We start from the raw sequence: 11,949 nt of genomic DNA, 5'->3' as shown, positions 1-11,949 counted from the left end.
GCGGATCGCGTCAGGACGCGCGACGCTTGAGCTTGCGGCGCTCGCGCTCGCTCAGTCCGCCCCAGATGCCGAAGCGCTCGTCGTTCTGGAGCGCGTACTCGAGGCATTCGCCGCGGACGTCGCACGACGTGCAGATCCGCTTGGCGTCACGCGTCGAGCCGCCCTTCTCGGGGAAGAACGCCTCGGGGTCGGTCTGTGCGCAGAGCGCATCGGCCTGCCACGCGAGCGCGGTGTCCTCGTCGGTCTCGACACGCCGGCGGACACCGGGCACCCCGAGGTTCACCGGGTCGACGAACCAATTCTCGGGAACGCCGGAACGGTAACCCGTCATCTTGCTCTCCCACCTGTAGACACTCGCCGCGGTGCGGCCGATGCCTAATTACACCCGTGTGATTCGCTCCGGTCAAGTCGCAAATCGTAAACCCTCAACCGGTGATTGAATCTTCTTGACGCTCCCGGCGTGTCGCCGCGTCAGGCGGGTCGGCCGGGCTGAGCGAGGTAGGCGACCCCGTCGCCGGACAGGGCGATCGACGTCTCGTCCTGGGCGTACGCCGCCGTCCCCGGCGTGAGCGTCACCTCGCGCTCCGCAGTCCCGACGGTGACCTTTCCCGACACGACCAGGACGATCGCGGGACCGCTGAGCGGCGCCTGCACCGGCGCGCCGGCGAGGACGTGACGCGTGAGCAGGAAGTCGGGGACGCCGGCGTCGAACACCTCGCCCTCACCCTCCGGCACGGGTGTCAGCAGCGGCGCTGGTCCCGGTTCGGTGTCGACGATCCGCAGGAGCTCCGGGACATCGATGTGCTTCGGGGTGAGACCGCCGCGCAGGACATTGTCGCTGGCGGCCATCAACTCGACGCCGAGACCGTCCTGGTAGGCGTGCAGCACACCGGCCGGGGCGAAGACGGCCTCCCCCGGACGCAGGACGACGAGGTTCATGAGGAGCGCGACGACGATGCCCGCGTCCCCGGGGAAGTCGCGGACGATCGCGCGGAGAACGTCGAGCTCCTGCGCGAAGCCGGGCACGACCGCATTCGCCACGGCATCCGACACGTCGCGGACGACGTCCTCGGCGCGTCCGGTGAGCACCTCCTCGATCACCCCGCGCAGGGCGGCGGACGAGTCGGTCGCCGTCAGGGCGGAGCGCAGACGGTCGACCCCGGCGGCATCGCCCAGTCCGTCGAGGAGCCGGAGGGTGTCCGCGACGGGGCGGAGACCGACGAGCGCGCGGAACGGATCGCTCAGCGCCACGATGACCTCGGGCTTGTGGTTGTCGTCGCGGTAGATGCGGTCGCCGGCGTCGCGCGGGACCCCGGCGGCCTCCTCGGCGGCGAAGCCCGCCTTCGCCTGCGCGAGGTCGGGGTGGGCCTGGATCGACAGCGACGACGAGGCGGCGAGGATCTTCAGGAGAAAGGGCAGCGGCGGCTCTCCGGCCGCCGCGCGCGCCTCGGGCAGGGACCGCCCGTCCCCCAGGCGGGCGGGACTGCCGGGGTGGTCGCCGAACCACACCTCGGCCTCGGGGCCGCCGGTCGGCACCCGCCCCTGCAGGTCGGCGATCGCGGACGGGGATCCCCAGGCGTAGTCGCGGGGCTCGTTCGAGAGGGTCTCCAGCACGCGATCAGCCTAGGGCGTGCGGAGGAACGACCAGGCAGCAGGAAGCACAGGGCCGCAGGAAGCACAGGGCCGCGCGATACCCTTCTGTCACCATGGCCGTCCATTCCTCGCACCCGGTCTCGGCGCCGCCGGCCGCCCCGCCGCGCGAGCGGACGAGCCACATCCTCCTGCGGGGCTGGTGCATCCTTCTGCTCGTCATCACCCTGTCGGGCACGGCCCTCCCTCTCGCCTTCGGTATAGAGGTCGCCGCGGGCATCGGGATCGTGAGCTTCCTCGTCTCGGTCGTGCTGTGGGTGACGATCCGCCCGCGCGTGCAGTGGCGCCGACTGCCGTGGTACGCGCTCGCCTACCTCGCCTTCGCCGTCCTCTCCCTCCTCTGGTCGCACTGGCCGGACGCGACCCTCGCCACCGTCGCCCTCCTCATCGTGACGACGGTCGGCGCCCTGTTCGTGGGCGCCGTGCTCACCTGGCGCGAGGTCGTGCGCGCCCTGGCATCCGCTCTGAAATGGATGCTGGCGCTGTCGATCCTCTTCGAGCTCTGGGTCAGCCTCGTCTGGAACGGCCCGATCCTGCCGCATTTCGTCCGCCCCGACGGGCCCGTCGACGATCCGATCGTGCTGTGGTCTCGCGACAACCTGCTCGACGGCGGGCGGATCCAGGGCGTCTTCGGCAACGCCAACGCGCTCGCCTACGTCGCGCTCCTCGCCATCGTCGTCTTCGCCATCCGGATCGCCTCCCGCGCGCCTCGGCGCCCGGTCCTCGTGCTGTGGATCCTCCTCGCGGTGTACCTCTTCGTCCGGGCGGGGTCCGCGACCGCGACCGTGTCGGCCGTCGCCGTCGTCGTGGTGCTCATCACCGTGCTGGTGATGCGCACGACGACCCGGGCCGGCGAGCGCACCCGCTACTACCTCGTCTACGCGATCGTCGCCGTGGGCGGGCTGCTCGCGGTCTGGGCGCTGCGAGACCGCGTCTTCTCGGCGCTCGGGCGTTCGAGCGACCTCACCGGCCGCGAGTCGATCTGGGAGAAGGTCCTCGAGCGGGCGGTCGAGCACCCGGTGATCGGCTGGGGCTTCTCCACGCCCTGGATCCCGACCGAACCGGCATTCGACCGCTGGATCGTGGACCACGGTCAGACCGTCATGCAGGCGCACAACATGTGGGTGGACGTCTTCCTGCAGCTCGGCGCCGTCGGCGTCGTCCTCATCGCCGCCGCGTACGTCGCGTTCGTCTGGCGGTCGTGGTTCTTCGCCGTCGACCGCCCCCGGTGGGACCTCGTGGCGGACCGGCCGTACACCGCGGTGACGCTGCTCCCGACCCTCACGGGCGCGATCCTCCTCGTGCAGGGCCTCGCCGAGTCGACGCCGCTGCTGAACTGGGGATGGTTCCTGCTCATCCTCTTCGCGTTCAAGATCAAGCAGGCGCCGCTGGTCGGCCGCGGACCGTCCGAGGAGCGCCTCATCGGCGAACAGGGCGACAGGCCGACCGAGCGATGAGGACCGTGCGCGCGCTCCCCCGGCTCATCGCCGCGCTGCAGACCCCCGACGTCGCCGCCGCCTACACCCTCGTCACCGTCGGCGCCCTGTTCTCCACCCATGCGCTGCGCCAACTCATGGGCAACGCGGGGTACGGCGCCGTCCTCAGCGGTCTCTGCCTGATCGGCGCGGGGATGATGATCGCCCGCCGCGCGGAGCTCCGCCTCATCCAGCTCATCCCGACCACGCTCCTGATGCTCCTGCTCTGGCTCATCATCACGGCGGGGTGGTCCGCGTCGCCCTCGGCGACCCTGACGGGGTGGCTGCAACTGGGCGCCCCGACCTTCCTCGCCGTCGTCGTCGCCCAGTTCCGCGACACGCTCCAGACCGTGCGCGCCACCGGCGACGTCCTGCGCGTGCTGCTCGGCGTCTCGCTCGGACTCGAGATCCTGAGCGGCATCCTGCTCGACCTGCCCATCGCCTTCCTCGGCATCGCCGGCAACCTCGCCGACGGGGGTCCCGTCCAGGGGATCTTCGGCACGCGCACCGTCCTCGGGGTGGTCACGATCATCGCCCTCGTGACCTTCCTCGTCGAATGGCGCACGCGATCGGTGAGTGCGGGCGTCGCGATCGGGTCCGTCTCGCTCGCGGCCGTCCTGGCGATGTTCACCGCGTCCCCCATCGTCCTGGGGATGGTCCTCGTCTCGGGCGCCGCGACGGGCGCGCTGGCCGTCCTGCGTCGCGTCCCCCTCCACGTCCGCCCGGTCCTGCAAGGGGTCCTGGCCGGCGCGGTCGCCGTGGGGCTGGTGCTCGTCTACATCTTCCGCCGACCGCTGGTCTACTGGCTCAACGCGGAACCCGACTTCTTCACCCGCTCCCGCCTGTGGAACGTGATCCTCGACATGTCGGCGCTGCGTCCGGTCCAGGGATGGGGGTGGGTCGGCACCTGGCCCGACCACCTCTCCCCCTTCACGTACATCCGCCTCGTCACCGGCCGCCCGCATGCCTCGGCCCTCAACGTCTGGATGGACGTCCTGCTGCAGGCGGGCGCCGTGGGGGTCGTGCTCCTCGTCGCCTTCGTCGGCCTCGCCCTCGCCCGCGCCTGGGCGACGGCGAGTGAGCGGCGTTCGACGGTCTACGTGTGGCCGGCCCTCGTCATCATCGTGCTCCTCACCGACTCCGTCGTGACGAGCTCCCCCCTCGGCGGCTTCGGGTGGTTCCTCCTCGTGCTGTGCGCCACGCAGGCGTCCCTCGTCCGCGGCTGGCGGCGCGAGCGCCCCCTGCCCCCGGATGCGTCGGAGCGTCCCGACACGTTCGGGCTCGGAGCACCGGCTTAGAATCGAGCGACACCCGCCACGATCCAGGAGGTTCCACCGTGCGATCACTTCGCAGGCGTCTGCGAGGGAACGCCTTCCTGCAGAGGTGGCGCTTCGGGCTGTGGATCGCCCTTTACGCCCTCGCCTCGCGGATCGCGCGCGTCCAGCAGGGACGCACCCTCTTCCTCTCGGACTCCCGCCGGGGCTTCTCGGGCAACATCGCCTTCCTCCGCGACGAGATCCGACGCCAGCGGCCGGACGCGAAGGTCGTCGGCATCTTCAAGGGAAGCCTCGCCGAGCGGCGCCCCCTCCGCGACTCGCTGCGGCTGCCCTGGGAGCTCGCCCGCGCGCAGACCATCGTCCTCGACGACTACTACCCGATGATCTACCCGTTGCAGCTGCGTCCCGAGACGCGTCTGCTGCAGGTCTGGCACGCCGCCGGTGCCTACAAGAAGGTCGGCTGGAGCCGCGCGGGCCTGCCCGGCGGCCCCCTCCCCGGGTCGGTCGCGCACCGCAACTACACGGATGCCACGGTGAGCTCGGAGGCGATCCGTCCCGATTACGCGGAGGCGTTCGACATGGACGTCGCGCGGGTCCACGCGCTGGGCGTGCCGCGCACCGACGTCTTCTTCGACACCGACCTGATCGCGCGCAGCGCCACCGAGGTCCGCACCCGCCTCGGCATCCGACCCGAGCAGCGCATCGCCGTGTTCGCGCCGACCTTCCGGGGCAACGGCCAGCTGAGCGCGCACTACGACGTGGACTGGGTGCCGTGGCTCCGGCTCGTCGAGGAGTTGGGCGAGGAATGGGTGGTCCTCGTCAAGCTGCACCCGTTCGTCGCGCGCGCCACCGCCGGAATCCCGTCGCACGAGCGGATCCTCGACGTCTCCGCCGAACGCGAGCTCAACGATCTGCTCATGGCAGCCGACGTCCTCATCACGGACTACTCCTCGGCGATCTTCGAGTTCTCCCTGCTCGGCCGCCCGATGGTCTTCTTCTGCCCCGACGTCGAGGTCTACGCTGCGGAGCGCTCGTTCTACCACCCGTTCGAGGACTACCTCGCCGGTCCCCTCGTGACCGACGGCGCCGACCTCGCCGCCGCCATCCGGGACGCGCGCGCCGGCGCGGACCTCGCCGCGTTCCGGGAGCGGTTCATGTCGGCGTGCGACGGCCGATCGACCGAGCGCATCGTGCGCGAGATGATCCTCACTCCCCGTGAGGTCCACGACCGCCCCGCGATGCTCGACGCACCCCCCGTCGCGCCGACCCGCATCGACGGCCCGGTCGGCCGGCACGTGTTCGCGGCCCGCGTCGCGCGGACGGTGCTCGGGGTCTGCTACGCGCCGCTCAAGCTGCTGCCCACCCGACGCAAGGTGGTGATGATCAGCCGGGAGCACCCCGAGGAGACCGACGACTTCATCGACCTGCGGACCGCGATCGCCGCCATGGACCCGTCCGTCTCGGTCGTGTCGCTCGTGCGGATGGTACCGCCCGGCCTCCTCCGCAAGATCGGCTACGCCGGGCACCTGCTGGTGCAGATGTACCACGTCGCCACCGCGCGCGTCCTGGTCGTCGACACCTACTCCATGGTCGCGAGCATGCTGCGGCACAAAAACGAGCTGAGCGTCATCCAGATCTGGCACGCTCTCGGAGCCTTCAAGAAGTTCGGTCTCAGCATCCTCGGTACCGGCGAAGGACGCGATGCGCGCCTCGCGCAGGCCATGCGGATGCATGCGGGGTACGACCTCGTGCTGGCCAGCGGCGAGGCGTGCCGCGCGCCGTACGCCGAGGCGTTCGGCACCGACGAGAGCCGGATCGTGGTGGCTCCCCTGCCCCGCGTGGACCGCCTGCGCGACGAGGAGATCACCCGTCGCACGCGCGAGCGCATCTACCGCCGGCATCCGCATCTGCGGGACGCGCGTGTGGCCGTGTTCGCCCCGACGTTCCGGATCGAGGACACCGCCATGTCCGCCCCCGACGACGTCGTCGCCGCCCTCGCGGCGATCGGGGTCCACGTGGTCGTGAAGCTCCACCCCCTGATGACGCTCCGCGGGAGCGCCGTCGACACCGCCGACGGCTTCTCGACGCAGGAGATGCTGACCGTCGCCGACGTCTTCATCACCGACTACTCCTCGACGCTGTTCGAGGCGGCCGTGCGCGGCATCCCCACCTACTTCCTCGCTCCGGACCTCGACGAGTACCTGGCGACCCGCGACTTCTACCTCGACTACCGGCGCGACCTGCCCGGCCCCGTGTGCACCACCGTCGGGGAGCTCGCGGCCGCCGTCGAGGCCGAGATCGCGACGACGACGGATGCCGCGGCGTTCGCCGCACGCTGGGTCGCCGAGACGGGCGCCGCCACCGGGCACCCGTGCACGGAACGGATCGCGCGACTCGTGCTCGACCGCGTGGCCGGCAGGGGGCCCGCAGAGCCCCTCGCATAGGATGGTGCGGGCGTGCCAGCGCACGCCCGCACCGACTCACGAGGAGCCCTCGCCGTGACCACAGCCCGTACCGTCGCCGTCGTCCTCGCGGGTGGCATCGGAGTCCGGGTGGGTCTCGGCATCCCCAAGCAGCTCATCAAGATCGCGGGCAAGGCGATCGTCGAGCACACGCTCGAGGCGCTCGAGGCCAGCCCCCGCATCGACGAGATCATCATCATGATGAACGCGGCCGCGATCGGCGAGCTCGACCACCTGCTCGACACCGGCCGGTTCACGAAGCTCAGCCGCATCCTCCCCGGCGGCGAGACCCGCAACGACACGACCCAGCTGGCCATCGCCGCGCTCGAGGGCGACGACACGAAGGTCCTCTTCCACGACGCGGTCCGTCCCTTCATCGACGACCGCATCATCGAGGACTGCGTGCGCGCCCTCGACACCTACGAGGCCGTCGACACCGCCATCCCCTCGGCGGACACGATCATCCAGGTCGACGCGGATCGGCTGATCACCGGCATCCCGGACCGTTCTCTGCTCCGTCGCGGACAGACGCCGCAGGCCTTCCGCCTCGGCACGATCCGCAAGGCGTACGAGATCGCCGCGACCGATCCGCACTTCCGCGCGACCGACGACTGCGGCGTCGTCTTCACCTACCTGCCCGACGTCCCCATCTACGTCGTCGACGGCACCGCCGAGAACATGAAGGTGACCGAGCCGATCGACGTCCACATCGCCGACAAGCTCTTCCAGTTGCAGTCCGCGAGCCTGTCGCTCGAGAGCATGACGACGGTCCCCGACCTGTCGGGGAAGTCCGTCGTCGTGTTCGGCGGCAGCTACGGGATCGGTGAGAGCATCGTCCAGCAGGCGACGGATGCCGGGGCCACGGTCCACGAGTTCAGCCGGTCGTCGACGGGTACCGACATCCGCTCCGCCAAGGCCGTGCGCGCCGCCCTCGCCGAGGCGCAGTCCCGGAGCGGTCGGATCGACGTCGTCATCGTGACCGCGGGCGTGCTGCGCATCGCTCCGCTGGTGGAGAGCCGGAAGCGCGACCTGAAGGACACGATCCAGGTGAACCTGATCGCGCCGGCTGTCGTGGCTCGCGAGTCGCACCCCTACCTCGCCGAGACGGCGGGGCAGGTCGTGCTGTTCACCTCGAGCTCGTACACCCGTGGACGGGCCGGCTACAGCGCCTACTCGGCGACCAAGGCGGGTGTCGTGAACCTCACGCAGGCCCTCGCCGAGGAGTGGGAGGCGTCCCGGGTGCGCATCAACTGCATCAACCCGCAGCGCACCCGTACCCCGATGCGGACGCAGGCTTTCGGCGAGGAGCCGGTCGACAGCCTGCTCGACCCGGCCGACGTCGCGCGCGTCACGTTGAACGTGGCGGCATCCGACCTGACGGGTCAGATCGTCACGGTCAACGTCGCCGCGATGCGCAACGCCGGGGGCTGAGCCCGCGCCTCAGCCGCCGATCTGGTTGCGCTCGATGACGTCGAAGAACGCGCGGCAGACGTAGTAGTCCTCGGCCGTCGTGATCTTGATGTTCGAACGCGGACCGTCGACGCGGTACAGGGTGTGCCCGTACCGGCGCAGCAGGCTGCAGGTGTCGATCGAGTCGTTCTCGCCGTCGGCGACGGCCTGGTCGTAGACGCCGAGGACGGTGTCGAGACGGCCGCTCTGCGGCGCCTGCGCGACGTACAGGTGGTCGCGCGGGATGACCTCGTCGACGGCGCCCGCGGCCGAGGAGATGATCGTCTCGTTGAACTTCGTGCTGGTGATGGCGGGCCCCTGCGAGCGGACGGTCTCGATGTTCGCCGAGATCACGTCCGCATTGATGAGGGGACGCACCCCGTCGTGCAGGAGGACGACGGTGTCACCGGGAGCCTCGTTGGCGACGGCCCGCAGCGCGCGGTGGCGGGACTCCTGACCGGTCGCGCCGCCGTCGACGATCCAGTTCACCTTGGTCAACTCGTACCGGGCGACCAGACGCGCGAAACGGTCGCGCCACTCCGGCAGGATGGACACGGCGATGCGGTCGATCTCGGGGTGGTCCTGGAAGTGCTGCAGCGTGTGGACGATCAGCGGTGTGCCGTGGATCTCGAGGAACTGCTTCGGCAGGGTCGCCGACGTCATCCGGGATCCGATCCCGCCGGCGAAAATGATGGCGATGTTCACGCGATCTCCTCTTCTGGGACGTCCTTCTCACTGGACTCTGTGGTGTTCGCGTCGGAACGCTCGGTCGGCACCGGGCTCTCGGTGATCTTCTCGGTGTCGGGGTTGCCCAGGATCAGCCAGTCGATGACGCGGTCGGCGGCCCCGGTGTCGACGCGGTCGAAGTTGAGGCGACGGAACTCCGCGACCTTCTCCTGCTCGAACTCGCCGGTGCGGAGCGCGTCGATGACGTCGTCGAAGGTGTCGGCGACGCGGCCCGGGGCGGTCTCGTCGTAGTCGCGGTGGAAACCTCGCGTCGCGGCGTAGTTCACCTTGTCGGGCGCGAAGAACAGCATCGGGCGATCGAGCAGCGAGAACTCGTAGATGATCGACGAGTAGTCGGTGATGAGCACATCCGTCGCGTGCAGCAGGTTGAGCCCGTCCGGGTAGTGCGTGAAGTCGAAGAAGCGATCCTGGTACTGCTCGGGGATCTCGATCGGGTTCTTCACGAAGTGGTGCATCCGGAACAGGACGACGGTGTCGTCGCCGCACACCTCGTACAGGGCGTCGAAGTCGATCTGGCTGTAGTCGTAGAACGCCGTGTAGATCGACCGTCCGCGGAACGTCGGCGCGAACAGCACGACCTTCTTCCCGGCGATCTGCGGATACTCGGTGGCGAACGTCGTAAGGAACCGGTCGCGCAAGGTGGTGTCGAGGAACCAGTCGACGCGCGGCAGGCCCGTCGGGATGACGGCGGCCTCCTCGATGCCGAACGCTTCCGCGTAGACGTGACGCAGGTGCTCCGAGCCCGTGATGGCGAAGGTGTACTGCCGGTGCGGGTGCCAGAGCTTGGGCGACCCCAGGTTGCCGAAGCGGCTGTATCCGACCGACTTGAATCCGCTGCCGGCATGCCAGAGCTGGATGACCTTGGTGCGCGGGTCCATCCGCAGACTCTTGAGGATGCCGAAGTAGTCGTCGAGAAGCACGATCTCGCTCGTCGCGAGCAGGTAGATGATCCGGAGCGTCGTGCCCCAGCCGCCCGAGCGCGGCAGGCGGAAGGAGTACTTCATGTCGAAGCGGTCCTGCAGACCGCGCTCGACGATCCGCTCCTGGACGCGACGGAGGTTGCCCTCGATGCGCAGACGCTGATCGGACGCGAAGAGGATGCGGCCGGGCTTCACCCCGACCGTGCGGGTGATCAGCTGGTAGATGAGTCCCGCGTACCGCTGCTTCGCGGGGGCGCCCAGGAAGAACGCTTTGAGGCGCTTCATCGGACGGAACTTCTTCGGCTTCGGTCGGGAGCGGAAGAGGTGGTAGCTCCGCATGAGGAAGTCGAGCCGTTCCAGGTCGACCGCGTTCTCGGCGATGCCGAACGAGACGGTCGTGACGGCGCGGTTGCCGTCGTACAGGAAGACGCGGGACCCCTCGTCGAGTTCGAGCAGCGAACGTCCGTCGAAACGCGCCGGCGCGACCCGTTCCCCGTGCGCGAACATCACGATGCGCCAGGTGCCGTTGGGGATCGCCTGACGGTCCCGGAACGTCGGGACGTCGACATGCAGTTCGAACGAGCCGGGTCCGACCGCGGTGAAAGGCACCGGGATGCGCCGCTTGCCGTCGATGAGTCGGAAGTCGACGGCGGGCGGGGGCACCTCGCCCCGCTCGGGCGCCTGCGGCGTCCAGTCGTCGACCTGGACGACGGACAGTCGGATGGTCAGCTTCGCCCGCTCCCAGCTGAGGGAGTCGACCGTCACGTCGAACGGCGGCAGGGGGCGGACGACCGCGACCTCGGTCTCCGGAGCGGGGGATGCCGGGGGCCGGCCGGTGGCGCTCACGAGCGGGTCCCCTCGGCGCGCTCCTCGTGCCAGGCCAGCGTCCGGTCGAGACCTCGGCGCAGACCGACGTGGGGCGTCCAGCCGAGGCTGCGCAGGCGGGCGTCGTCGAGGCCCTGACCCTTCACCGAGTTGTAGCGGCTCAGGTCGACGCCCTCCGCGAAGCGGACGCTGAGGCCCTTCTCGGGTCGCGCGTGCGTGAACGCCTCGGCGAGTTCGCGGATGCTGATGAAGCCGTCGCGGTCGGAGATGTTGTACGCGGTGTCCTCACCGAGGAGGATCGCCGCAAACATGCCGGAGACGGCATCCGCCAGGTAGGTGTACGTGCGCCGGGCGCTTCCGTCGCTGTTGAGGGTGATGTCGCGTCCGGCCAGGACGTCGGACGCGAAATCCGCCTGCACACGGCCGTCGTCGAGCGCCATGACGGGTCCGTAGATGTGGCCGAAGCGGCCGATCGTGATCGGGACACCGTGCTGTGCGTGGTAGCTCACCGCGATCGTCTCGGCCGCACGCTTGCCTTCGATGTAGGACGCCCGGGGCGTCAGGATGTCGACCGCGCCGTAATCGGACTCGCCGACGAGGGATCCGTCGTCGGCGCGCTGGCCGTAGACCTCCGCCGAGGACATCAGCACGAAGCGCGCTCCCCCCGAGGCGACGCAGAGGTCGAGCAGTCCGAAAGCGCCGTTGACGTTCGCGCGGATGGAGTCGACGGGATTCGCTGCGTGCAACGCGGGGCGTGCGGGAGAGGCGCCGTGGATCACCAGGTCCACCGTGCGGTCGAGCTCGATCCTTTCGCGGACGTCCCCCTTCACCAGGACGACGTCGTCCCGGTCGGTCACCGAGCCGAGAAGAGCCCGTGCCTTGTCGAGGTCGCGCACGAGCGCAATCACGGTGATGCCCGCGTCCCGAACGTCGTTGAGACCCAGCAGCGTGTAGAGGGCGTAGGAGGGGATCATCCCTGCGGCGCCCGTCACGAGCACCGTGGCACCCTGGAGCCGCTCCCACGGGAGCGGCTGCCCGACGATCTCGGCGATGTCGCCGTCGATGACGGCGCTCCCGGTCACGCGGACGACGGGTGCCGTCGCGGTCGTTCCATCGCCACGGGGTGTGTGTTCAGGCATTTTGC

General features: G+C 69.9%; 9 protein-coding genes. 4 read left to right on the top strand and 5 right to left on the bottom strand.

Annotated elements, in window-relative coordinates; genetic code table 11:
* Positions 1-10: 10 nt before the first annotated feature.
* On the bottom strand, positions 11-331 hold the full coding sequence (locus AB0P29_RS06795) for a WhiB family transcriptional regulator (RefSeq protein WP_082886057.1): 321 nt from the start codon (positions 329-331) through the stop codon (positions 11-13).
* 140 nt (positions 332-471) lie between these two features.
* On the bottom strand, positions 472-1,614 hold the full coding sequence (gene manA, locus AB0P29_RS06790; protein ID WP_363379175.1) for a mannose-6-phosphate isomerase, class I: 1,143 nt from the start codon (positions 1,612-1,614) through the stop codon (positions 472-474).
* Positions 1,615-1,706: 92 nt separating this feature from the next.
* On the opposite strand from manA, the gene AB0P29_RS06785 reads away from it, so the two are divergent.
* Genes AB0P29_RS06785 through AB0P29_RS06770 form a run of 4 tightly spaced genes read left to right on the top strand, consistent with a single transcriptional unit; the run spans position 1,707 to position 8,295 of the window.
* Complete coding sequence (locus tag AB0P29_RS06785) at positions 1,707-3,107, top strand: O-antigen ligase family protein (protein ID WP_363379174.1); 1,401 nt, start codon at positions 1,707-1,709, stop codon at positions 3,105-3,107.
* Positions 3,104-4,423 (top strand): hypothetical protein, encoded by a 1,320-nt coding sequence (locus tag AB0P29_RS06780; protein ID WP_363379173.1) that lies wholly within the window; start codon positions 3,104-3,106, stop codon positions 4,421-4,423. The genes AB0P29_RS06785 and AB0P29_RS06780 overlap by 4 nt, the downstream gene beginning before the upstream one ends.
* A gap of 38 nt (positions 4,424-4,461) precedes the next feature.
* Complete coding sequence (locus AB0P29_RS06775) at positions 4,462-6,846, top strand: CDP-glycerol glycerophosphotransferase family protein (protein WP_363379172.1); 2,385 nt, start codon at positions 4,462-4,464, stop codon at positions 6,844-6,846.
* A 54-nt stretch (positions 6,847-6,900) separates the two neighbouring features.
* Positions 6,901-8,295 (top strand): bifunctional cytidylyltransferase/SDR family oxidoreductase, encoded by a 1,395-nt coding sequence (locus AB0P29_RS06770; RefSeq protein WP_363379171.1) that lies wholly within the window; start codon positions 6,901-6,903, stop codon positions 8,293-8,295.
* A 9-nt stretch (positions 8,296-8,304) separates the two neighbouring features.
* On the opposite strand, the gene AB0P29_RS06765 is transcribed toward AB0P29_RS06770, so the two are convergent.
* Genes AB0P29_RS06765 through AB0P29_RS06755 form a run of 3 tightly spaced genes read right to left on the bottom strand, consistent with a single transcriptional unit; the run spans position 8,305 to position 11,944 of the window.
* Positions 8,305-9,018: an IspD/TarI family cytidylyltransferase gene (locus AB0P29_RS06765; protein WP_253035210.1), complete on the bottom strand. Its 714-nt coding sequence runs from the start codon at positions 9,016-9,018 to the stop codon at positions 8,305-8,307.
* Positions 9,015-10,826, bottom strand: a complete 1,812-nt coding sequence (locus AB0P29_RS06760) for a CDP-glycerol glycerophosphotransferase family protein (protein WP_363379170.1) — start codon at positions 10,824-10,826, stop codon at positions 9,015-9,017. Before AB0P29_RS06760 ends, AB0P29_RS06765 begins: the two co-directional genes overlap by 4 nt.
* The gene (locus tag AB0P29_RS06755; RefSeq protein WP_363379169.1) at positions 10,823-11,944 is read right to left on the bottom strand and encodes an NAD-dependent epimerase/dehydratase family protein; all 1,122 of its coding nucleotides are present in this window, start codon (positions 11,942-11,944) and stop codon (positions 10,823-10,825) included. Before AB0P29_RS06755 ends, AB0P29_RS06760 begins: the two co-directional genes overlap by 4 nt.
* Positions 11,945-11,949: the final 5 nt, after the last annotated feature.

Origin of the sequence: Microbacterium sp. NPDC080220 (genome assembly GCF_040686395.1) — a bacterium.
Classification (GTDB): Bacteria; Actinomycetota; Actinomycetes; order Actinomycetales; family Microbacteriaceae; genus Microbacterium; species Microbacterium gawkjiense.
Note: the sequence above shows the minus strand (reverse complement) of the source record. Positions and strands in the feature narration are given on the sequence as shown.

Excerpts from the sequence above, each read along its gene's own strand:
- AB0P29_RS06785 (WP_363379174.1), top strand. The coding sequence starts at position 1,707 with ATGGCCGTCCATTCCTCGCACCCGGTCTCGGCGCCGCCGGCCGCCCCG.
- AB0P29_RS06795 (WP_082886057.1), bottom strand. The coding sequence starts at position 331 with ATGACGGGTTACCGTTCCGGCGTTCCCGAGAATTGGTTCGTCGACCCG.
- AB0P29_RS06755 (WP_363379169.1), bottom strand. The coding sequence starts at position 11,944 with ATGCCTGAACACACACCCCGTGGCGATGGAACGACCGCGACGGCACCC.
- AB0P29_RS06780 (WP_363379173.1), top strand. The coding sequence starts at position 3,104 with ATGAGGACCGTGCGCGCGCTCCCCCGGCTCATCGCCGCGCTGCAGACC.